This is a genomic window from Roseateles flavus (assembly GCF_039872765.1).
Classification (GTDB): Bacteria; Pseudomonadota; Gammaproteobacteria; order Burkholderiales; family Burkholderiaceae_C; genus Roseateles_B; species Roseateles_B flavus.
In genome coordinates, this window is sequence record NZ_JBDPZC010000005.1 from 67,746 (window position 1) to 89,220 (window position 21,475).

The following is a 21,475-nucleotide window of genomic DNA, read 5'->3' on the forward strand; positions in this document are numbered from 1 at the left end:
GTTGATCCGCACACAGCGCCTCCAGCCCGGAGGCCGGCCATGAAGACACTGCTGCACAAGCTGGGCAGCCCCTGGCGCAAGGCCCTGGGCCAGGGCGGCGTGCTGGCCTTTCGCGCTTCGTCCGAGGGCTTCAGCTGGGTCGAGCTGGCACCCGGCAAGACCTGGCCCCGCGAGGTCCTGAGCGTGGGCGAGCTCGCCCGGGGCGACGAAGACACACCACAGTGGCTGCACAAGCTCGGCAGCCTGGGCCTGAGTGGCGGCCAGGTCATCGCCCTGCTGGAGCTGGACGACTACGCCGTCTACAAGCTCCCCGCCCCCAATGTGCCGCCCGACGAGCTCAAGGCCGCGGCGCGCTGGCAGCTCAAGGAGCTGGTCGAGGGCAAGCTGGAGCAGCTGACGATCGACGTGCTGCAGGCCGGCGACGACTCCCGCAGCCAGAAGGAGATGCTGGTCTTCGCGGCCCGCAATGCGGCCATCGAGCGCGTCTGCCAGGCCGGGACGGCGAGTGCGAAGGAGACACGGGTCGTCGATGTCTGGGAAACCGCCCAGCGCAACCTGCAGACGGCGCAGGCGGCCATGGACGGTCTGGCCGACAAGGCCACCGCCGCCCTCATGCTGCTGCCCGGCCAGTGCCTGCTGACCATCTGCGCCGGCGAGGAGCTCTACTACACCCGGCGTCTCGACGCCGACGACCGCCTCTTCGAGCGCGCCACCAGCACGGCCAAGGAGGCCGTCCGGGAGGAGGTGCCCCTGGGCTTCGAGTACATGCCCGGTGACGAGCTCAGTTTCGGCAGCATGGAGTCCGAGGAATCCAGCCTCATCATCGAGCTGCAGCGCTCCATCGACGTCTGGGAGCGGTCCTGGCCCGGAAGGCCGCTGAGCCGGCTCTATGTGCTCAGCGCCGACCATGCGGAAGCGGTGGCCCGGCTGCTGCAGAAGGAGCTGGGGCTGCGCACCCTGGCCCTGCTGCCGCAGCAGCTCTTCACCGGGGACGCCCTGGCCCAGGGTCAGGTCTTGCCTGCCGCCTGCCTGCCCCTGCTGGGTGCCGCCCTGCGCGACGAATCGGCCCGCCCCTAGATCGCCATGGCACAACAGATCAACCTCCTCACTCCCATCCTGCTCAAGCCGCGGCGGCATTTCACCGCGACGGCGATGGCGCAGGGCCTGGGCCTCGTGCTGGTCGGCAGCCTGCTGCTGGCCGGCTGGATCCATGGGCGCGCCGAGCAGCGGCGAGCCGAATTCCTGGCACGGCAGCAAGCCCTGCAGGCCGAGCAGCAGGCCCTGAGCCGCAGCCTGGCCGGCCTGCCGGCCACCACCGACCTCAAGGCCCTGGAATCCCAGATCAAGGTGCTGAAGGAGCAGCAGGAGGGGCAGGCTGAACTGCTGCAGTCGCTGCGCAGCGGCCACCAGATGGCCGGTGAACGGCACAGCGACCTGCTGGCCCTCGTCGCCAGCACCGTGCCTGCCTCGGTCTGGCTGCAGGGCCTGCGCTGGCAATCCGGCCAGCTGGAGCTCAGTGGTGGCACGCTGGACCCCGCCGCCCTGCGCGCCTGGCTGACCCAGCTGCAGGGGCAGGCGCTGCTGCACCGGGTCGTGATGGCCGAGCTCAGGCTGGAGATGGTCTCGGCTGCCCAGGCCGGCAATGGCGGCGCCACGGCCATCGCCGGCCGCCTGCAGCTGCCACCAGGCGCAGGCGGCGCCGGCCAGCCCATCTGGGCCTTCCAGCTTCGCGGGGCCGACCCGGGCGTGAAGGTGGCGGCCAGCACCGGAGCCCGGCCATGAACGCGCCCCTCTTCCTCCAGGACGCCCTGAAGCGCTGGAGCCGCATCGCGGCCCGCATCGATGCCTTGAGCCTGCGCGAGCGGGTCTTCCTCTTCCTGTGCCTGGCCGTGGTGCTGGTGCTGGCCGTGGACACCCTCTTGCTGGACCCCATGATGCGCGAGCAGCGCGAACAGCAGGGGCTGCTGCAGCGCCAGGGGCAGGACCTGCAGCGCCTGCGCGACCAGATCAACCAGCTCAATGCGCTGAGCCAGGGCGACTCCGAGCTGGCACGCCGGCGCCGTGAGCTGAGCCAGCTGAACGACAGCCTGCAGACCCAGTCCCAGCAGCTGGACCAGCTGCGCCAGGGCAGCGGCACCCTGCCCCAGCTCCCCCAGCTGCTCACCAGCCTGCTGCAGAAGCAGGAACGCCTGCAGCTCACCCGCCTGGACAGCGGCGCGCGCCCGGCCGCCGAGATGGCCGGCCGGCTCGTCGCGCCGCAGGGCCTGCAGTGGCAGGCCGTGGACCTGGAGATGCGGGGCGACTACCTCGAGCTCATGCGCTATCTGGCCCGGCTCGAGCAGGCCCTGCCCGAGCTGCGCTGGGGCCCCTTGCAGATCCAGGGCGACGCGCTGGAGGGGGCGCACCGCATGAGCGTGCAGATGTATGTGCTGAGGCCCCAGTCATGAACCCACGTCTTTCACCGGGCCTGCGACAGCCGCTGCGTCTCGGCGCCCTGCTGGCATTGGGACTGGCACTGAGCCAGGCCGGCCCGGCGGTCGCCCAGCCCTCGCTGCGCGACCCCATGCAGCCCCCCGCCGTGCTGCGCGCGCCAGCCGCATCCGGCGCAGGCCCGCTGGCCGCGCTGGCCCTGCCCGAGAACGCCCAGGTGCTGATCACCGAGGGCAAGGCCTATGCGCTGATCGGCAGCCGCCGCTACGCGCAGGGCGAACGCATCGGCAGCGGCCCCGAGGCCCTGCTCGTTGAGCGCGTCAACGAGCATGGGGTCTGGTTGCGCAGCCGCGAGGGGCTGCATGCCCTGCCCATGGTCAGCGGTGTCAGCAGGAAGCCCAGCCCCGAATCCGGTTCGCCCGACAAGTCTCAAGAGAAAAGGGATCGCCCATGAAACGCCCCGCCCAGTCCGCCCTCCGGCCCGCCCCGCGCCCGGGTCCGCAGCGCCTTGGCCATGCCGCCCTGCTGCTGGGCCTGGGCCTGCTGAGTGCCTGCGCCGAGAAGCCCCTGCAGCTGGCCCAGCCCGTGGCCGCCTTGCGCGCCGAGCTGGACGCCGCCCGCGCCCGTGCCGCGCAGGCCGAGGCCCAGTCGGCGGCCGCAGCCGCCAGTGCGCCGGCCGCGGCGCCGGCCCCGCCGGCCAGCGTGCCGGCGGAGCCGCGCTTCGATCTCGTCGTCAACGGCGCCCAGGCGCGTGACGTCTACCTGTCCCTGGTGGCCGACACCCGCTACAGCATGATCGTCCACCCCGGCGTCAGCGGTCAGCTGTCCCTGACCCTCAAGGGCATCACGCTGCGCGAGGCCCTGGAGTCGCTGCGCGATGTCTACGGCTACGACTTCCGCATCGAGGGCCGCCGGGTCACGGTCTACCCGGCCACGATGCAGACCCGCGTGTTCAGCCTCAACTACCTGCCCGGTCAGCGCGTGGGCCGCAGCGACCTGCGGGTCAGTGCCGGCGCGGCCATGGTCGCCAGCCAGACGGGCAACACCTCGAGCAACGGTACCGGCACCGGCTCGACGGGCGCCAGCCAGGCGCAGCAGCAGCCCGAGAGCAGCCACGTGAGCACGGCCACCAAGTCCGACTTCTGGGCCGAGACCCAGGAGGCCCTGCGCCATCTCGTCGGGACCGGCGAGGGTCGCAGCGTGATCGTCAGCCCGCAGGCCAGCACCGTGGCCGTGCGGGCCATGCCGGAGGAGCTGCGCACCGTCGAGGCCTTTCTGCGCGCCACGCGCGCTGCCGTGGAGCGCCAGGTCATGCTGGAGGCCAAGATCGTCGAGGTCGAGCTGCGCGAGGGCTACCAGAGCGGCATCGACTGGTCCATCCTCGGCAAGCGCGGCGCCCTGGGCCAGACCAGCGTCAACCCCTCCATCCCGAGCGGCGTCAACACCATCGTCAACCCGCTGGTCAGCAACCTGAACAACCTGCCGGTGCTGTCCACCGCGAACCAGAGCCCGGCCTGGTCCGACCTCATCCCCCTGCCCTCCGCAGGCAATGGCACCCTGGGGCTGGCGCTGAGCAAGGGCGGCTTCCAGGGCCTGATCAGCTTCCTGGAAAGCCACGGTGACACGCAGATCCTGTCCAGCCCCCGCGTGGCCACGCTCAACAACCAGAAGGCGGTGCTCAAGGTCGGGTCGGACGACTACTTCGTCACCGGCATCTCCGGCGGCAATGCCAACACCGGCACGGGCAACACCACCAACAACGGCGGCGTGGTCATGCCCACGCTGACGCTGACGCCCTTCTTCTCAGGCATCGCCCTGGACGTCACCCCCCAGATCGACGACGGCGACATGATCACCCTGCACGTGCACCCCTCCGTCACCAGCGTGACCGAGCGGACCAAGCAGGTGGACCTGGGCGCGGCCGGCAACTACCGCCTGCCGCTGGCCTCCAGCACCGTCAACGAGACCGACACCGTGGTGCGCGTGCCCGATGGCGCCATCGTCGCCATCGGCGGCCTGATGCAGCAGGAGAGCAGCAGGCGCGGCTCCGGCCTGCCCGGCGCGGACGCGACCCCGCTCACCGCCACGCTCTTCGGCAACCGGGCCAACAGCGGCCGCAAGCGCGAGCTGGTGGTGCTGATCAAGTCCAGCATCATCCGCAGCGTCCAGGACTGGGAGCAGGAAACCGCCCGCAGCGCCCAACTGCTGGAAGAAGCGGACGCCAAGAGCCGTCGGGTCATCCGCGTCGGCACGCCCTGAGCCAGCGGCCCCTGCCGATCGCCCAGCGCACAGGCGTGCGCGCGGGCTGTCCCTGCTTGGGGGGCCATGCGCCCCCCTGCTCACCAGAGTTTCCCGCTTGTCAGGCGGCAGGGCTTCCGTGATAGTCGGCCCGTGATGAAAGTCAGGGGGAACGACTTGTCCACAGCCTTTGTGTCCCAGACCCAGGCCGGTGCTGCAACAGCCAGCGCCTCCATGCTGGTCGCGCAGCAGCTGCACCAGCAGACCATCCAGCATTCCCATGAGCGCAGCCAGGCCTTCGGCCTGCAGCCGGCACAGGCCCCGGACCTGCACCGGCTGAGCGAGACCGCGCTGCAGGAGGTGCAGCATCGCAACGCGCGCTTGTGCACCCAGGCTCTGCCCGTCATGGAGATGCTCTACGAGCAGCTGGCCCATGCCCAGAGCATGGTCGTGCTCAGCGACGCAAGCGGCACGGTGCTCCATGCCCTGGGCGACCCCAGCTTCCTGGCCCGCGCCCAGCGCGTGGCTCTGAGTCCCGGCGCCCGCTGGGCCGAGGCGGACAAGGGCACCAATGCCATCGGCACCGCCCTGATGACCGAGGCCCCCACGCTGGTCCACGGCGCGGAGCACTACCTGCGCTCCATGCACTTCCTGACCTGCTCGGCCGCCCCCATCTTCGACCACAAGGGCGCGCTGCTGGGCGTGCTGGACGTCTCGGGCGACCGCCGCTCCTACCACCCGCACACCCTGGCCCTGGCGAGCCTGGCGGCGCGGCTGATCGAGTCCCAGTGGTTCGCCGACCGCTTCCGCCAGTCCCCGCAGCTGCAGATGCACGGCCAGGCCGAGGGCCTGGGCACGCTGCAGGAAGGCGTGCTCGCCCTCGCCGAGGACGGCCATGTGCTGGGCATCAACCGCCGCGGCCTGGACCTGCTGGGCAGTGGCACGGCCACCCTGCACCGGGAGTCGGTGCAGAGCCTGTTCGGCCTCAGCATGGAGCAGCTGATCACCGCAGCACAGCACGACCAGCCCCTGCCGGTGCAGATACCCACTCGCCACGAGCAGCTGCCGCAAACCCTGCACCTGAAGCTGCGCTGGCCCGCGCAGCGCCTGGTCAGCTGGGCCAGCGCAGGAGCCGGGCTGGCCACCGGCGTGGCCACGGGCATGGGCGAGGGGCTGGCCGGCGGCGCCCTGCCGGGCAGCTACCTGAACAGGCCCGCACCGGTCGCGGCCAGCGGCCTGCTGAGCCCCACGCCCTCGCGCAACAGCGGCATGGGCCTGCAGCCGCCGCCCCTGCGCGAGACCGAGGCGCTGGCCATCCGCGACGCCATCCGGGCGGCGGGCGGCAACCTCTCGCTGGCCGCACGCCAGCTGGGCATCGGCCGCAGCACCCTCTACCGCAAGCTGCGGCAGGACGGCCTGCTGGTGCCCAAGGGCTGAGCGCCCACGCAGGGGCGCGGGCAGGCAAGACCTGACCCTGCGGGTGCAGTGCCCCCAGGCGTCTGTCCGACGTGAGTCCGGCTTCAGCCCAGCGTCAGCCCCGCGCCGCTTCAGCGCTGGGGCAGCCGGCCGGCAAGCGCCTGCGCCATGCGTTCGGCGGCCCCCCGGTGCTCGGCTGCAAAGTCACGTGCCCGCGCCGCCTGCTGCGCCAGGGCACCCGGCTCGGCCAGCAGGCCGGTCGCCATCGTCACCGCCTCGGCCAGGCTCGGTACCCGGCATGCCGCCCCGGCCTGTTCGGCCAGCGCCGCGGCCTCGTTGAAATTGAAGGTGTGCGGGCCCATCAGCAGCGGGCAGCCGCAGGCCGCCGCCTCGATCAGGTTCTGGCCGCCCAGGGGCTCGAAGCTGCCGCCCAGCAGGGCCAGATCGGCCAGGCCGTAGTAGAGCGGCATCTCGCGCAGGGAGTCACCCAGCCAGACCTCGGCTGACCAGGCCTCGGGCGGGGGCAGGTCTTGCCCCACCCAGCTGCTGCGCCGCGCCAGGCTGAAACCGGCGTCGCGCACCAGTGTGGCCACCTCATCGAAACGCTGCGGATGCCGGGGCACGATCAAGAGCAGCGGCCGCGCACCACCGGCCTCGGGGCGTTGACGCCAGGCGCGCAGCAGCGCCGCCTCCTCGCCCTCGCGGCTGACGGCCATCAGCAGCACCGGGCGGCGCGGCTGGGGCTGCGCGGCGGCCCAGGCCTGTCCGCGCGCCAGCAGCGCCTCGTCAGGCTGGAGGTCGTACTTCAGATTGCCGCAGACCTGCACCTCGCCGACACCCGCCTCGCGCAGGCGCCGGGCGTCATCGGCGGTCTGCGCCAGGGCCAGGGCCAGGCGTGCGGCGGCCGGATGCAGCAGGGCCCGCAGGCGCTGACCCTGGCGGGCGCTCTTGGCGGACAGGCGCGCATTGGCCAGCACCACGGGCAGGCGGCGGCGCGCAGCCTCGGCCATCAGGCTGGGCCAGATCTCGGTTTCCATCAGCACCCCGGCAATAGGCTGATGGCGGTCCAGGAAGCGGCGCACGGCACCGGGGGTGTCCAGGGGCAGCCAGCGCTGGGCATCACCCTCTCGCAGCAGTTCGCGCCCGGTCTCGCGGCCGGTGGCTGTCGAATGGGTCAGGAGCAGGCGCAGGTCTGGCCGCCTGGCGCGCAGGGCGGCGATGAGGGGCGCGGCGGCCCGCGTCTCGCCCATGGACACTGCATGCAGCCACAGCGCGCCCGGCGCCGTGCGCTCACCGAAGCCGAGCCGCTCGGCCCAGTGAGCGCGGTACAGAGGCTCGGCCCCGCCCCGCCGCCACAGCTTCAGGAAGTACAGCGGCGTGGCCAGGCGCAAGGCCGCCGCATAGCCCCAGCGCGCCAGGCGCTCGGCCCAGGCACCGGGTGGGCGTGCGGAAGAAGGCGGCGTGCCCAAGCCTTCAGTGGCCGGCCGCGAAGGTGGCGTCCGGCTTCACGCGCTTGAGCTGGGCCAGCACCGCATGCTCGATGCGCTCCAGGGCCTCGGGCGTGTGGCCCTCGAAGCGCAGCACCAGCACCGGCGTGGTGTTGGAGGCGCGGATGAGGCCGAAGCCGTCTTCGTACTCGATGCGCAGGCCGTCGATGGTGACGATCTCCTTGGCATCGGGGAACTCGGCCACCTCCTTGAGCGTGGCGACCACGCTGTGGTGCTCGCCCTCGGCGCAGGGCACGTTCAGCTCGGGCGTGGCGAAGCTGGTGGGCAGCGCGTTGAGCACGGCGCTGGGGTCGGCATGGCGCGAGAGGATCTCCAGCATGCGGCCGGCCGTGTACATGGCGTCGTCAAAGCCGTACCAGCGCTCGTTGAAGAAGATGTGGCCCGAGAGCTCCCCGGCCATGGGCGCACCGGTCTCCTTCAGCTTGGCCTTGGCCAGGGAATGGCCCGTCATCCACATCAGCGGCTTGCCGCCGTGCTCGCGGATCCAGGGGGCCAGGCGTTGCGTGCACTTGACGTCGAAGATGATCTCGGCGCCGGGATTGCGCTTGAGGATGTCGGCGGCCAGCAGCATGATCTGGCGATCCGGCATGATCATCTGGCCGTCCTTGGTGACGATGCCCAGACGGTCGCCGTCGCCGTCGAAGGCCAGGCCCAGTTCGGCGTCGCAGGCATGGACGATGCGCTTCAGGTCCTCGAGGTTCTCGGGGCGCGAGGGATCCGGGTGATGGTTGGGGAAGTCGCCGTCGACCTTGGAGTAGATGTCGATCACCTCGCAGCCCAGGGCGCGCAGGATGGCGGGCGCGCTGGCACCGGGAATGCCGTTGCCGCTGTCCACCACGATCTTCATCGGGCGGGCCAGCTTGCAGTCCTTGACGATGCGGTGGCTGTACTCGGCGCCGATGTCCATGGCGCCCACGCGACCCTGGCCGGTGGCGTAGTCCTCGGCCTCGATGCGGCGGCGGATGTCCTGGATCTGCTCGCCATACACGGCGGCACCCTTGAGCACCATCTTGAAGCCGTTGTAGTCCTTGGGATTGTGGCTGCCCGTGACCTGGATGCCCGAGTTGCAGCCGTGCTTGCCGCGCGTGGCGGCCACGTAGTAGAGCATGGGCGTGGTCACGGCGCCGATGTCCACGACGTCGATGCCCGTGGACTGCAGGCCGCGGACCAGGGCCGCCACGAGGCCGGGACCCGAGAGCCGGCCATCGCGGCCCACGGCCACGGCTTTCTCGCCCAGCTTCAGGGCTTCGGTGCCGAAGGCCCGGCCCAGGTGCTCGGCCAGGGTCTCGTCCAGGGTCTGGCCCACGACGCCACGGATGTCATAAGCCTTGAAGATGGAAGCGTGAACTTGCATGCGTTGTGCCTCGGCAGCCGGGGGCTGCATCGTCCTTGTAGGTTTGTTTCAGCGCGATTGTAGGCATGGGTGAAAGCGGGCTCCGTGACCTTGATGTAACCCGGGCGCGCGGCCTGCAGCACGCCCTCGTCGATTCGCGCCCGGGCGCGTCTGTCCGTCGCGTGCCGGCAGCAGCAGGACCGGTGCCTGCCTACACTGCACGCCATGACTGGTCTGATGCCGCCCCCATGAAGCCCTCCTGGACCACCGCCTGGTTCAGCACCTGGCGCCTGAGCAAGACTCATGCGCAGCCCGGGTGGCTGCGCCTGCTCCTGTGCATCCTGGTCGGTGCAGGGTTCGGGGCCAGCATGGTGGTGCTGGCGGCCCTGCTGTCGGGCAATCTGCTGGACACCGGCTGGTGGCGCCCCAGCCTCGCCATGTCCATGCAGCTGGGCAGCCTGATCGCCTCGATGACCCTGGCCTGCTTTCGCCTGGTGGAGCTCAGCCTGCCGGCATCGAGCCTGGCAGGGCTCAACGACGGCAGGGATTTCCGGAGCGTGCTCGTGTTCGTGGGGATCCCCACCCTGTGCAGCGGCCTGGGGTTGACGATGGTAGACACCTGGCATCGCTGGCAGCGCCTGGGCTACCTTCCGTTGCCCCGCCTGCCCGACAAGAGCACGCTCATCACCTTCCTGTTCTGCGGCGCGCTCTTTGCGGGCCTGAGCCTCTGGCGCATGCGCGCCCAGCTTCGCGCAGAGAAGGCGCAGAGCCAGCTCAGCGAAGCCCAGCTGCGCCTGCTGCAGGCCCAGATCGAGCCGCACTTCCTCTTCAACACCCTGGCCAATGTCCAGGGCCTGATCGACTACGACCCTCCGCGCGCCAAGCACATGCTGGACGCCTTCACCGACTACCTGCGCGCCAGCCTGCAGCAGCTGCGGGCCCAGGATGTGAGCCTGGCGCAGGAGCTGGACCTCGCCCGGGCTTACCTGGAGGTGATGCAATGCCGCATGGGCGATCGCCTGCAGACGCGGCTGGATGTGCCCGAGACCTTGCGCGAGGCCCGCATTCCGCCCCTGCTCCTGCAGCCCCTGATCGAGAACGCCATCCACCACGGCCTGGAGCCGCAGCTGGCGGGCGGCCTGCTGCAGCTGCGGGCGCGGGCGCAGGGCCCGGGGCTGCAGATCGACATCGAGGACAGCGGCATCGGCCTCGCCCTCGCCCGACAGCGCCCGCGCCGGGGCCATGGCCTCGCCTTGCAGAACATCCGCGAGCGCCTGCTCGCGGCCTATGGCCCGGACGCCTCCCTGGCGCTGATGGACGGGCCGGGCGGCGTGGGCACTCGGGTCCGCCTGACCCTTCCCCAGCTGCGCCCCCATTCCTCCGACACGCATGACTGACCAACCCGCCCCCGCGGCCACCGCCCTGCTGGCCGACGACGAGCCCCACCTCAACCGCGTGCTGCAAGACCGTCTGCGTGAGCTCTGGCCGGCCCTGCGCATCGTGGCCGTGGCGGCCAACGGCGCCGAGGCCGCCGAGCAGATCGCCCGCCTGCAGCCCGACATCGCCTTCCTGGACATTCAGATGCCCGGCCTCAGCGGCCTGGAGGTGGCCCAGGGCATCGAGGGCCCCACCCGCGTGGTCTTTGTCACCGCCTACGACCAGCATGCGCTGGAGGCCTTCGAGCAGGAAGCCGTGGACTATGTGCTCAAGCCGGTCCGGGCCGAGCGGCTGCAAAGGACGGTCGAGCGCCTGCAGCGCGCCCTCGCCCTGGGGCCCTCCGGGCAGGCGCCGGATGACCAGCTGCAGCGGCTCCTGCGTCAGCTGCTGTCCGACACTTCCGCCGCCGGCAAGCCGCCGCTGCGCCATCTGCGCGCAAACCAGGGCCAGCTGACGCACCAGATCCCGGTGGAGGACATCCTCTACTGCCAGGCCGACGACAAGTACACCGTCGTGCGCACCGCTGCGTCCGAGTTCCTGATCCGCACGCCCATCAGCGAGCTGCTGACTCAGCTGGACCCGCAGCGCTTCTGGCAGGTGCACCGCGCCACTCTGGTCAATGTCGACCACCTGCAGTGCACGCGGCGCGACGGCAACGGCAAGCTCTTCCTGCGCCTGCAGGGCCTGGACGGCGAGCTGGCGGTGAGCCGCGCCTACGTGCATCTCTTCAAGGCCATGTGAGCAAGGCACCGGCCGCTTGCCATCCGGCGCCCGCGCTTGCCGTTCGTCGCAGGGCCGGTGCGTGAGGGACACTCGCCGCCTACGCTGCTTCCGTGTCTCCTTCATCGCCCCGACATGAGCACCCCGCCCCGCTTCGCCGACGAACTCCAGCTGGCCTTCAGGCGCTACTTCCGCCTGGCCAAGGTGCGCAGGGAGTCCCTGCTGGCACGCCTGCTGATCACCAGCGGCTTCGCCCTGGCCTTTCCTACGGGGCTCCTGGCCGTGACCCTGGTCTTCGGCGCGCGGCCGCTGAATCTCGCCAGTGTGCTCGCCAGCTATGCCTGCGGCTTCCTGATCGCCTTCATGATCCACGGCGGCTACCGCCTCAGCGAGCGGCTGCTGCCCCAGTCCACCCTGGACCGCCTCAATGCCGGCGGCTGGCGCGCCGGGCTCTTCTTCAGCCTGATGCCCATGCTGTGCATCGCTTCGGGCCTGCTGCTCTTCGGCCAGCTGCTGGGCTGGTGGATGCAGGCCCGTGTGGAGACGCCCTTCGACAGCCCCCAGGGCCTGAGCCGCTTCCTCTTCCTCTCCCTCGTGTTTGCCCTGGTCGGCTGGTACCTGGATCACCAGCACCGCCGCCGCCAGGCCCTGCAGCTGCTGGCCACCGAGGCCCAGCTGCTGCGCCTGCAGGCTCAGATCGAGCCGCACTTCCTCTTCAACAGCCTGGCGGCCGTGCAGAGCCTGATCAAGCCGGCCCCGGACCGCGCGCTGGAAATGCTGGAGCACTTCACCGACTACCTGCGCGCCAGCCTCTCGGCCCTGCGCGAGGACAGCTGCCCGCTGGCCGCCGAGCTGCAGCTGGCCCGCAGCTACCTGGGGCTGATGCAGATCCGCATGGGCGAGCGCCTGCGCTTTGACATCGAGGCCACACCCCAGGCCGAGGCCCTGCGCCTGCCGCCCCTGCTGCTGCAGCCCCTGGTCGAGAACGCCATCGTCCATGGCCTGGAAGGCAAGGACGAGGGCGGCGAGGTGCGCGTGCGGGCCTGGGTGCAGGACCGCCATCTCCTGCTGGAGGTGCGGGACGATGGCCTGGGCTCGCAATCCCGCCCGCGCCGCGCCCGCCCGGGCCATGGTCTGGCGCTGAAGAACATCCGCGAGCGCATCGCCACCCGCTATGGCGAGCGTGCCGAGCTGCAACTGACCCTGGACGAGCAAGGCTGCCAGGCCCTGCTGCGTCTGCCCCTGGACCTACTCGAACCCAAGCCATGAGCCTGCGCGCCCTGATCGCCGACGATGAAATCCACCTGGCCGAGCACCTGAAGTCCGAGCTCGCGCAGCTGTGGCCCGAGCTGGAGATCGTGGCCCTGGCCCGCAGCGGCCGGGAAGCCGCCGCCCAGATCGAGGCCCTGCAGCCCGACATCGCTTTCCTGGACATCCAGATGCCTGGCCTCACCGGGCTGGAGGTGGCCGAGGGCATCGAGGGCCCGACCCGCGTGGTCTTCGTGACCGCCTTCGACGAGTTCGCCTGCCAGGCCTTCGAGCAGGCAGCCCTGGACTACGTGCTCAAGCCGGTCAAGACGGACCGCCTGCTGAAGACCGTGCAGCGCCTGCAGGCCAGCCTGGCGGCGCCTACGCCCGCAGACTGCGGCGATGGCGGCGATGGCGGCGCCCTGGCCCAGGCCCTGGGCCGCCTCCAGGGCACGGCTGCGCCGGCGCCGCTGCTGCGCTACGTCCGCGCCAGCCAGGGCGAGCTGATGCACCAGATCCCCATCGCCGAAGTCATCTACTTCCATGCCGATGACAAGTACACCTGCGTGCGCACGGCCGAGGGCGAGTACCTGATCCGCACCCCCATCGCCGAACTGGCCCAGCAACTGGACCCGCAGGATTTCTGCCGGGTGCACCGCGCCACCCTGGTCAACCTGGCCCACCTGGCCGGCACCCGGCGAGACGAGCTGAGCCGGCTCTTCCTGCGCTTTCGCGGGCTGAGCCAGGAGCTGCCGGTGAGCCGGGCCTACGTCCACCTCTTCAAGGCGATGTGAGCGGCGCGACAGGGCGGCGCGGCCAGCGTTCACAGGTCCGATTTCGTCCAGTCCCGGGTCGGTGGGCCGCCTAAGATGGGCCCATGTCAAGCCTTGCACCCAGCCCCCAGCTCAGCCCCGAGCACTGCTACCCCGCCCTGCTGGCGCGCGACGCGCGTTTTGACGGGCTCTGGTTCGTGGGCGTGAGCTCCACCGGCATCTACTGCCGGCCGGTGTGTCGGGTGAAGACGCCGCGGCGCGAGAACTGCCACTTCTTCGCCAACGCGGCCCAGGCCGAGGCCGCCGGCTACCGCCCCTGCCTGCGCTGCCGCCCCGAGACCGCGCCGGCCCAGGACCTGCGCTGGAGCGTGACCGACGCCAGCCGCACCCTGGCCCGACAGGCCGCGCAGCTGATCGAGGCCGATCCGCGCCAGAACGTCAGCGCCCTGGCCGAGCGGCTGGGCATCAGCAGCCGCCACCTCCAGCGCATCTTCGAGGCCGAGCATGGCGTCTCGCCCCTGGCCTTCCTGCACACGCGGCGCCTGCTGCTGGCCAAGCAGCTGCTGATGGACAGTCCCCTGGCCATGGCCGAGGTGGCCGAGGCCGCGGGCTTCGGCAGCCTGCGGCGCTTCAACGCCCTCTTCCTGCAGCACTACCGCCTGCAGCCGGGCAGCCTGCGCAAGGCGGGCGAACCACCGCCTTCCGTCACCGCCTGCGGCGAGCCGGGCCTGCGCCTGGCCTACCGCCCGCCCCTGGCCGTCGACGCCCTGCTGGCCTTTCTCGAGGCCCGTGCCGTGCCCGGCGTGGAGCAGGTGGACCGCCGCCAGCAGCTGCTCAGCCGCAGCCTGCGCCTGCAGCACCAGGGCCGCTGGGCCGTGGGCCGACTGGTGGTCCGGTTCCAGCCCGAGCGCAGCACGGTGCTGCTGTCGCCCTGCTCCACGCTGTGGGTGGCGGCGGGCAGCCTGATCCCGCTCGTGCGCCGCTGGCTGGACCTGGACGCCGCCCCTGAGGCCATCCACCAGCAGCTCACGAGTCTGCCCGCGCTGGAGCCCGGCCTGCGCCTGCCCGGCTGCGTGGACCGTTTTGAGCTGGCCGTGCGCGCCGTGCTGGGCCAGCAGGTGACGGTGGCGGCGGCCCGCACCCTGGCCTCGCGCTTCGTCGAGCGCTTCGGCGAGCTGCTGCCCGAAGGCCACCGCACACCCGAAGTGCAGCGGCTCTTCCCCCAGCCCGAGACCATCGCCGTCCTGCCGGTGGAGGCCATCGCCGAGCTGGGCATCATCCGCACCCGGGCCCAGGCCCTGATCGCCCTGGCCCGGCAGTGGCCGACACTGGCCTATGCCCATCAGCGGGGCACGCAGGAGGAGGCGCTGGCCGAGGTGCAGGCCCTGCCCGGCATCGGCCCCTGGACCGCGCAGTACATGCTGATGCGCGGCTGGAGCGCCCCCGATCTCTTCCCGCCCGGTGACGTCGTGCTGAAGCAGCAGCTCACCGAGCCCGGCCAGCCCGCTCCCAGCCCCAAGGCCCTGGCCCTGCACGCCCAGGCCTTCAGCCCCTACCGTTCCTACGCCGTGCTGCAGCTGTGGCATCACGCGGCCCGATCCACACGAAGCAAGACCTGACACCATGCAAGACCATGCCCGGCTCGATGTGGCCGAACTGACGCTGCTGGCGGCCATCTGGGGCGCCTCCTTCCTCTTCCTGCGCCTGGGCGCCCCCTCGTTCGGGCCCCTGGCCCTGGCCTTTGTCCGTGTGGCGGGCGCGGGTCTGTTCCTGCTGCCTCTGCTGGCCTGGCAGGGGGGCCGCGAGGGCCTGTACGAGCTGCGCCGCGACTGGCGCCCGCTGATGCTGGTGGCCCTGCTCAACAGCGCCCTGCCCTTCGCCTTCTTCAGCTATGCGGCCCTGTCCATCACGGCGGGCCTGTCCAGCATCCTCAACGCCACCACGCCCATCTGGGGCGCCCTGGTGGCCTCGATCTGGCTGGGCCAGCGCCTGGACCTGGGCCGGCGCCTGGGCCTGCTGGTGGGCTTCGGCGGCGTGGTCTTCCTGGCCTGGGAGCAGGCCAGCTTCAAGCCCGGCGGCAGCGGCTGGGCCATCCTGGCCTGCCTGGGCGCGACCTGCTGCTACGGCCTCGCGGCCAGCGCCACGAAGAAATACCTCAGCCACACCCGCCCCCTGGCCGTGGCCACCGGCAGCCAGGCCTTCGCCGCCGTGCTGCTGGCCCTGCCGGCGGCGGTGCAATGGCCGGCGCAGATGCCAGGGCAGACGGCCTGGCTCAGTGCCATCGCGCTGGCCCTGCTGTGCTCGGGCCTCGCCTACATCCTCTACTTCCGGCTGATGAAGCGGGCCGGGCCCAGCTACGCGCTGTCGGTGACCTTCCTGATCCCGGTCTTCGCGGTGCTGTGGGGCGCGGTCTTCCTGGGCGAGTCCTTCACCCTGCACATGGCGGCGGGCTGCGGCATCGTGCTGCTGGGCACGGCCCTGGCCATCGGAGTGCTGAAGCTGCCGCAGCGGCAGGCGGCCTGAGCCACCTCTTGCGCAGAGCGGGCGCAGCCGTGCGGTGGTGGCTGTGTTGAGCCGCTCCGGCATCCTGCGGCTGGTCGCCTCAGCCAGCCACAGGGACCAGCACTCGCCATCCTCGCGTCAGGTAAATGAGCCATCTGGTCGGCCTGCGCGCTGTCCCTGGCCGTCCTGATCCCCGACTGCGCGTTGCGCTGGTGCCTGGCCTTCCTGGCGGGGCCCTTCAAGCCGCACAGGGCCGCCGGCTGCAACATCGTGCCGCCCGGGACGGCGCTGGGCATCGGCATCCGGGCCCCTTGCGCCGCGGCAGAGCCCGAAGGCCGCAGGCCCCTGCGGGCCAGGAATGCTTCTGGCGAGGCGCGCCGGGCGCATGCAGCGTGCCCAAGCGTGCATTCCGAACGGAAGTGCCCCCCCGGGGCCGCGCCAGGCCATGCAAAACTTCCTGCATCGTCTGGCTGGCCTGAAAGGTGCCCGAGATGCAAGTCGAACAGCTGACGCTCCGGCCCCGCGCCGGTGCCCCGACCGCCGACGCGCTGGCGCCCCTGCGCGCCATCCGGCCCGGCCTGCTGCTGGTCTTCGGCTCCGCCGCGTGGCTGCAGCGCGTGGCAGCGCCCCTGGCGGACGCCTTCCCCAACGCCCTGCGCATGGGCTGCACCACGGCGGGCGAGATCTCGGCCGACGGCGTCACCGACGACAGCTGCGTCATCACCGCCGTGCGCTTCGACCGGTGCCAGCTGGCGCAGGTCTCCACGCGCCTGACCGGCATGGCGGACTCCGCCGAGGCCGGCCGCCGCCTGGCCCGACAGCTGCCCGCCGAGGGGCTGCGCGCCGTCATCGTGCTGGGCCAGGGCGTGGCCATCAACGGCAGCGCGCTGATCGTGGGGATGGCCGAGGTGCTGGGCCAGCAGGTGCCCATCACCGGCGGCCTGGCGGGGGATGCCGCCGCCTTCACCGAGACATGGGTGCTGAACCAGTCCGGCGTGCACCGCGACGAGCTGGTGTGCCTCGGCCTCTACGGCGAGGCCCTGCAGTTCTCGCACGGATCCTTCGGCGGCTGGTCCCCCTTCGGACCGGCTCGCAAGGTGACGCGCTGCGAGCACAACGTGCTGTACGAGCTCGATGGCGAGCCGGCACTCGACGTCTACAAGCGCTACCTCGGCGAGCATGCCCGGGACCTGCCGGCCTCGGGCCTGCTGTTCCCCTTCGCGATGCTGGGCAGCGATCACACCGAGATCGGCCTGATCCGCACCATCCTCGGCGTGGACGAGGCCAGCGGCAGCCTCACGCTGGCCGGCGAGATCGATCCGGAGGGCTATCTGCGCCTGATGCATGCCGGCACCGATGCCCTGGTCGAGGGCGCTGAGGCCGCGGCGCAGGCGGCGCGCGAGATGCACGCGGGCGATGGCCAGGGCCTGGCGCTGCTGGTCAGCTGCGTGGGCCGCAAGCTGGTGATGGGCGGGCGCGTGGACGAGGAGATCGAGGCCGTGGCCGAGGTCTTCGGTCAGGGTGCCTGCATCGCCGGCTTCTACTCCAACGGCGAGATCAGCCCGTTCACCGGCAATCGGGAATGCAAGCTGCACAACCAGACCATGACCATCACCCACATCGCCGAAGCCTGAACGCCGCATGACGACTGCCCCGCCGCGCCGCCTGCACAAGCTGCTGGCCCGCCAGACCCGCCGCCTGCTGGGCTGCGAGGAAGACCAACTGCCCCAGGTGCTGGACGAGCTCGCCACGCTCGCGGCGCAGGGCAGCCTCTCGCCCGCGGCCGCGCACCTGCTGGGCGGGCTGGATACTTTTCTGCAGCGCGTTGGCGAGGCCTACGAGCACAGCGACCGCGACATCGACCTCAAGACCCGCAGCCTGGAACTGAGCTCGGTCGAGCTGACGGCCACCAACGAGCGGCTGCGCACCGAGCTGGCGAGCCGCACCCGCGCCATCGACTCCCTGCGTGACACCGCCCAGGAGTTGATGCAGTCCATCGACGCCGGCCTGCCGCCGCTGCGGGATGACAACCTCGAATCGCTGTCACGCCTGATGGGCGAGCTCGTGCGGGGGCGCGAAGAGAGCCAGCGGCGCCTGCAGTCGGCCCTCACCGAGCTGGCCCACCAGAAGTTCGCGCTTGACCAGCACGGCATCGTGAGCATCACCACGCTGGCGGGCGAGATCGTCTACGTGAACGACAAGTTCATCGAGATCAGCGGCTACTCCCGCGAGGAGCTGCTGGGCACCAATCACCGCCTCATCAACTCCGGCCACCACCCGGCGGAGTTCTTCGAGAACCTGTGGTCGACGATCCAGGCCGGCCGCGTCTGGCACGGCGAGATCTGCAACCGCGCCAAGAGCGGCAGGCTGTACTGGGTGCAGGCGACCATCGTGCCGCTGCTGGATACCCAGGGCCAGCCTGAACGCTTCATCGCCATCCGCACCGAGATCACCGAGCGAAAGCTGATGGAGGCCGCGCTGAAGGCCGCGGAGTCCCGGCTGCGCCACGTCACGAATGCCGTGCCCGGTGTGCTCTACCAGTGCCAGGTGCCCGCCGAGGGCGGGACGCCGCGCTACACCTTCGTCAGCGAGCGCCTCAAGGAACTGCGCGGCCTCGAGCCGGCCGAGTTGCTGGCGGACGGCAACGCGTCCACCCGCCAGCTCTTCCCGGAGGACCTGGAACGCTGCGCGCTCAGCACGGCCCGTTCCGTCCAGCAGCGCACGCCCTGGAGCGACGACTTCCGCATCCGCCTGCCGGATGGCTCGGTACGCTGGCTGCGCGGCGAGAGCCGCCCCGAGCCCGAGCTGACGCCGGACGGACAGCTCGTCTTCACCGGCCTGTGGCAGGACGTCACGCCGCTGAAGGAGGCCCATGCCCGGCTGCGCGACATCACCGAGAGCATCCCGGTGGCCGTGTTCCAGATCCTTCGGCCGCTCGAGGGCGCCCCGCGCATCGTGTTCTGCAGTGCGGCCCTGCAGGGCATCTGCGGCCTGAGACCCGAGAGGGCCGTGGCCGACCCCGACGCCATGATGGCCCGCGTCCACCCCGAGGATCGCCAGCGCATGGTGCAATCCTTCGAGCAGTCGGCGCGGCTTCTGCAGGCCTGGTCGCTGGACTACCGCCTGGTGCACCGGGACACCGGCGCCGTCGTGTGGGTCCACGGCGAGGCCCGCACGCAGCAGACACCCGAGGGCGGCATCGAGTGGAACGGCTACCTCGCCGACATCACCGAGGCCCGCGCTGTGTCCGAGGAGCTGCACCGCGCCAAGGACGGGGCCGAGGCGGCCAACCGCGCCAAGTCCGACTTCCTGGCCAATATGAGCCACGAGATCCGCACGCCCATGAACGGGATCATCGGCATGACCGAGCTGGCCCTGGACGGCGTGCTGGATGCCCAGCAGCGCGAGTACCTCACCATCGTGCGCTCCTCGGCCGACGCGCTGCTGCGGGTGATCAACGACATCCTGGATTTCTCCAAGATCGAGGCTGGCAAGCTGCAGATCGAGCACATCCCCTTCGTGCTGGAGCCGCTGGTGCAGGAGGTGCTGAAGCCGCTGGCCGTGCGTGCGGCGGACAAGGGCCTCGCGCTGCGCTGCGCGATGGCGCCAGGCCTGCCCACGCGCGTGCTCGGAGACCCGGGCCGGCTGCGCCAGGTGCTGATCAACCTGCTGGGCAATGCCATCAAGTTCACCGAGCGGGGCCTTGTCGAGCTGAGCCTGCGCCCCGGCCGTGCCGGCGAGGTGACGTTCACCATTGCCGACACCGGCATCGGCATCCCGGCCGAGAAGCTCGGCACCATCTTCGAGCCCTTCTCGCAGGAAGACAGCTCCATCACGCGGCGCTATGGCGGCACCGGGCTGGGGCTGACGATCTCGGCACGGCTCGTGGACGCCATGCAGGGCCGCATCTGGGTGGAGAGCACCCCCGGCGAAGGCAGCCGCTTCCACCTCGCCCTGCCGCTGTTGGCCGCAGGCCTGGACGAGCTTGCGCCCATGGACAGGGGCTCCGGCGACGTTGCCGAAGCGCAGGCCGCACCGGCCGGCGCTTCGCTGCGCGTGCTGCTGGTGGAGGACCATCCCGTGAACCAGCGGCTGGCAAAGCAGCTGCTGGAGCGCTGGGGGCATCAGGTGACGCTGGCCGACAACGGCGAGCGGGCCCTGGCCCGGCTCGCGGAAGAGCGCTTCGACCTCATCCTGATGGACAGAATGATGCCCGTGCTCGACGGCCTGGAGGCCACGCGCCGCTATCGAGCCACCGAGCAGGGACCGCGCACGCCCATCGTGGCCATGACGGCCAAGGCCATGCAGGGGGACCGCGACCGCTGCCTGGCCGCCGGCATGGACGACTACCTCTCCAAGCCGCTGGACCTGCGGGAGTTCAAGCGCCTGGTCGACCGCTATGCCAGCGCCTGCCCGTCTACGTCCGGTAGCAAGCCACCCGAGCCGCCCGATCCGGCGTTTGACCTTGCCGCCGGCCTCGCCGCCGTCGACCAGGACATCGTCGGCATCATCGCGCCCATCTTCCAGGAGCAGTGGCCCGTCGACGAGCAGCGCCTGCGCCAGGCCCTGGCGGACGGCGATCTCGACACCCTCATGCACACCTCCCACGCCCTCAAGTCCACCCTGCGCATGTTCGGCGCCACGCCGCTGGCCGACCTGGCCGCCGCGATAGAAGAGCAGACCGAGGCCGGCGACAGCACTGGCGTCGCCGATCGCCTGGAAGCGCTCATGGCCGGCATTCCCGCGCTGATGCGCCTGCTGCCGGCCGGAGAGGCCCCATGAGCCGCCAGCGCCAGGTACTGATCGTCGACGATGCGCCGGTGAACCTCGCGCTGTTCGAGGCGCTGGTGAAGCGGCTGGGCGGCTGCGAGGTGTGCAGCTTCGGCGACGCCGTGCAGGCCCTGTCCTGGCTGGGCGGGCAGGACGTGGACCTCATCATCGTGGACTACATGATGCCCCTGCTCAACGGGCTGGACTTCATCCAGGCGGTGCGGGCCAAGCCCGGCCTGGAGACCGTGCCCATCCTGATGGTCACGGCGAATGACCAGAAGGAGGTGCGCTACCGGGCCCTGCGCGCGGGAGCGTCCGACTTCCTCACCAAGCCCGTGGACCGCACCGAGTTCGAGGCCCGCGCGTGCAACCTGCTCGCGCTGGGCGATGCCCGCCGGCAGCTCGCCGACCGCGCCACCTGGCTGGCCGAGGAAGTGCGCAAGGCCACGGCGCAGGCCGTGCAGCGCGAGCACGAAACGGTGATCCGGCTCTCGCGCGCGGCGGAATACCGCGACCCCGAGACCGGGGCCCACATCCTGCGCATGGCGCACTACTCGCATCTCATCGCCCGCGCCCTGGGCCTGAGCCAGGCGCAGCAGGAGCTGATTCTGGTGGCCGCACCGCTGCATGACATCGGCAAGGTTGGCGTGGCTGACGCCATCCTGCTCAAGCCGGGGCGGCTCACGCCGGACGAGTTCGAGCTGATGAAGCAGCACACCGTCTATGGCTACGAGATCCTGCGGGACAGCACCTCGGAGATCCTGCAGGCCGGGGCCATCATCGCGCTGGGCCACCACGAGAAGTTCGATGGCAGCGGCTACCCGAACCGGCTGCGGGGCGAGGACATTCCCATCTTCAGCCGCATCGTCGCGGTGGCGGACGTCTTCGATGCGCTGACCTCGGCCCGGCCCTACAAGCCGGCCTGGACGCTCGAGGACGCATCGCAATGGATCCGCAACCAGTCGGGCTCGCACTTCGACCCGGCGTGCGTGGCGGTCTTCTTCGAGCACTGGGAGGAGGTGCAGGGCATCCGCAAGCGCTTCGGCGACAGCGAGGACGACTGGCCGTCGATGATCTCGGACTTCGCCTGAGCGGGAGGC

The 21,475-nt window shown here is 71.1% G+C and carries 17 protein-coding genes; 15 read left to right on the plus strand and 2 right to left on the minus strand.

What is annotated here, in order from left to right:
• The first annotated feature begins 39 nt into the window (after positions 1-39).
• From ABDJ40_RS11900 to ABDJ40_RS11925, 6 genes are all read left to right on the plus strand, one after another.
• Positions 40-1,077 carry a hypothetical protein gene (locus ABDJ40_RS11900; protein ID WP_347609936.1) on the plus strand — a complete coding sequence of 346 codons (1,038 nt, stop codon included), beginning with the start codon at positions 40-42 and terminating at the stop codon, positions 1,075-1,077.
• A gap of 6 nt (positions 1,078-1,083) precedes the next feature.
• Entirely contained in the window at positions 1,084-1,782 is a 699-nt protein-coding gene (locus tag ABDJ40_RS11905; RefSeq protein ID WP_347609938.1) for a PilN domain-containing protein, read from the plus strand.
• The gene (locus ABDJ40_RS11910; protein ID WP_347609941.1) at positions 1,779-2,447 is read left to right on the plus strand and encodes a type II secretion system protein GspM; all 669 of its coding nucleotides are present in this window, start codon (positions 1,779-1,781) and stop codon (positions 2,445-2,447) included. The genes ABDJ40_RS11905 and ABDJ40_RS11910 overlap by 4 nt, the downstream gene beginning before the upstream one ends.
• Complete coding sequence (locus ABDJ40_RS11915; protein ID WP_347609943.1) at positions 2,444-2,884, plus strand: hypothetical protein; 441 nt, start codon at positions 2,444-2,446, stop codon at positions 2,882-2,884. The genes ABDJ40_RS11910 and ABDJ40_RS11915 overlap by 4 nt, the downstream gene beginning before the upstream one ends.
• Complete coding sequence (locus tag ABDJ40_RS11920; protein ID WP_347609945.1) at positions 2,881-4,689, plus strand: secretin N-terminal domain-containing protein; 1,809 nt, start codon at positions 2,881-2,883, stop codon at positions 4,687-4,689. The genes ABDJ40_RS11915 and ABDJ40_RS11920 overlap by 4 nt, the downstream gene beginning before the upstream one ends.
• 156 nt (positions 4,690-4,845) lie before the next feature.
• Complete coding sequence (locus tag ABDJ40_RS11925; protein ID WP_347609947.1) at positions 4,846-6,105, plus strand: GAF domain-containing protein; 1,260 nt, start codon at positions 4,846-4,848, stop codon at positions 6,103-6,105.
• A 110-nt stretch (positions 6,106-6,215) separates the two neighbouring features.
• On the opposite strand, the gene ABDJ40_RS11930 is transcribed toward ABDJ40_RS11925, so the two are convergent.
• Positions 6,216-7,553 (minus strand): 3-deoxy-D-manno-octulosonic acid transferase, encoded by a 1,338-nt coding sequence (locus tag ABDJ40_RS11930; RefSeq protein WP_347609949.1) that lies wholly within the window; start codon positions 7,551-7,553, stop codon positions 6,216-6,218.
• A 4-nt stretch (positions 7,554-7,557) separates the two neighbouring features.
• A complete protein-coding gene (locus tag ABDJ40_RS11935; RefSeq protein WP_347609951.1) occupies positions 7,558-8,946 on the minus strand; it encodes a phosphomannomutase/phosphoglucomutase in 1,389 nt (462 codons plus the stop codon).
• A 227-nt stretch (positions 8,947-9,173) separates the two neighbouring features.
• On the opposite strand from ABDJ40_RS11935, the gene ABDJ40_RS11940 reads away from it, so the two are divergent.
• The 9 genes from ABDJ40_RS11940 to ABDJ40_RS11980 all read left to right on the plus strand — a co-directional run bounded on the left by ABDJ40_RS11940 (position 9,174) and on the right by ABDJ40_RS11980 (position 21,466).
• Positions 9,174-10,322 (plus strand): sensor histidine kinase, encoded by a 1,149-nt coding sequence (locus tag ABDJ40_RS11940; RefSeq protein ID WP_347609953.1) that lies wholly within the window; start codon positions 9,174-9,176, stop codon positions 10,320-10,322.
• Positions 10,315-11,103, plus strand: a complete 789-nt coding sequence (locus ABDJ40_RS11945) for a LytR/AlgR family response regulator transcription factor (protein WP_347609955.1) — start codon at positions 10,315-10,317, stop codon at positions 11,101-11,103. The genes ABDJ40_RS11940 and ABDJ40_RS11945 overlap by 8 nt, the downstream gene beginning before the upstream one ends.
• A 114-nt stretch (positions 11,104-11,217) precedes the next feature.
• On the plus strand, positions 11,218-12,351 hold the full coding sequence (locus ABDJ40_RS11950) for a sensor histidine kinase (protein ID WP_347609957.1): 1,134 nt from the start codon (positions 11,218-11,220) through the stop codon (positions 12,349-12,351).
• The gene (locus tag ABDJ40_RS11955; protein ID WP_347609959.1) at positions 12,348-13,124 is read left to right on the plus strand and encodes a LytR/AlgR family response regulator transcription factor; all 777 of its coding nucleotides are present in this window, start codon (positions 12,348-12,350) and stop codon (positions 13,122-13,124) included. The genes ABDJ40_RS11950 and ABDJ40_RS11955 overlap by 4 nt, the downstream gene beginning before the upstream one ends.
• 83 nt (positions 13,125-13,207) lie before the next feature.
• Positions 13,208-14,722 (plus strand): Ada metal-binding domain-containing protein, encoded by a 1,515-nt coding sequence (locus ABDJ40_RS11960; RefSeq protein ID WP_347609961.1) that lies wholly within the window; start codon positions 13,208-13,210, stop codon positions 14,720-14,722.
• Between the two features lie 4 nt (positions 14,723-14,726).
• Complete coding sequence (locus tag ABDJ40_RS11965; RefSeq protein WP_347609963.1) at positions 14,727-15,626, plus strand: DMT family transporter; 900 nt, start codon at positions 14,727-14,729, stop codon at positions 15,624-15,626.
• 470 nt (positions 15,627-16,096) lie between these two features.
• Positions 16,097-17,239, plus strand: coding sequence for an FIST signal transduction protein (locus ABDJ40_RS11970; RefSeq protein ID WP_347609965.1), 1,143 nt, complete (start codon positions 16,097-16,099; stop codon positions 17,237-17,239).
• 7 nt (positions 17,240-17,246) lie between these two features.
• Positions 17,247-20,387, plus strand: a complete 3,141-nt coding sequence (locus ABDJ40_RS11975) for a PAS domain-containing protein (protein WP_347609967.1) — start codon at positions 17,247-17,249, stop codon at positions 20,385-20,387.
• Positions 20,384-21,466: an HD domain-containing phosphohydrolase gene (locus ABDJ40_RS11980; RefSeq protein WP_347609969.1), complete on the plus strand. Its 1,083-nt coding sequence runs from the start codon at positions 20,384-20,386 to the stop codon at positions 21,464-21,466. Before ABDJ40_RS11975 ends, ABDJ40_RS11980 begins: the two co-directional genes overlap by 4 nt.
• Positions 21,467-21,475 lie beyond the last annotated feature (9 nt).

Coding starts and splice junctions, on each gene's coding strand:
- ABDJ40_RS11900 (WP_347609936.1), top strand. CDS start 40: ATGAAGACACTGCTGCACAAGCTGGGCAGCCCCTGGCGCAAGGCCCTG.
- ABDJ40_RS11905 (WP_347609938.1), top strand. CDS start 1,084: ATGGCACAACAGATCAACCTCCTCACTCCCATCCTGCTCAAGCCGCGG.
- ABDJ40_RS11910 (WP_347609941.1), top strand. CDS start 1,779: ATGAACGCGCCCCTCTTCCTCCAGGACGCCCTGAAGCGCTGGAGCCGC.
- ABDJ40_RS11915 (WP_347609943.1), top strand. CDS start 2,444: ATGAACCCACGTCTTTCACCGGGCCTGCGACAGCCGCTGCGTCTCGGC.
- ABDJ40_RS11920 (WP_347609945.1), top strand. CDS start 2,881: ATGAAACGCCCCGCCCAGTCCGCCCTCCGGCCCGCCCCGCGCCCGGGT.
- ABDJ40_RS11935 (WP_347609951.1), bottom strand. CDS start 8,946: ATGCAAGTTCACGCTTCCATCTTCAAGGCTTATGACATCCGTGGCGTC.
- ABDJ40_RS11940 (WP_347609953.1), top strand. CDS start 9,174: ATGAAGCCCTCCTGGACCACCGCCTGGTTCAGCACCTGGCGCCTGAGC.
- ABDJ40_RS11945 (WP_347609955.1), top strand. CDS start 10,315: ATGACTGACCAACCCGCCCCCGCGGCCACCGCCCTGCTGGCCGACGAC.
- ABDJ40_RS11950 (WP_347609957.1), top strand. CDS start 11,218: ATGAGCACCCCGCCCCGCTTCGCCGACGAACTCCAGCTGGCCTTCAGG.
- ABDJ40_RS11955 (WP_347609959.1), top strand. CDS start 12,348: ATGAGCCTGCGCGCCCTGATCGCCGACGATGAAATCCACCTGGCCGAG.
- ABDJ40_RS11960 (WP_347609961.1), top strand. CDS start 13,208: ATGTCAAGCCTTGCACCCAGCCCCCAGCTCAGCCCCGAGCACTGCTAC.
- ABDJ40_RS11965 (WP_347609963.1), top strand. CDS start 14,727: ATGCAAGACCATGCCCGGCTCGATGTGGCCGAACTGACGCTGCTGGCG.
- ABDJ40_RS11970 (WP_347609965.1), top strand. CDS start 16,097: ATGCAAGTCGAACAGCTGACGCTCCGGCCCCGCGCCGGTGCCCCGACC.
- ABDJ40_RS11975 (WP_347609967.1), top strand. CDS start 17,247: ATGACGACTGCCCCGCCGCGCCGCCTGCACAAGCTGCTGGCCCGCCAG.
- ABDJ40_RS11980 (WP_347609969.1), top strand. CDS start 20,384: ATGAGCCGCCAGCGCCAGGTACTGATCGTCGACGATGCGCCGGTGAAC.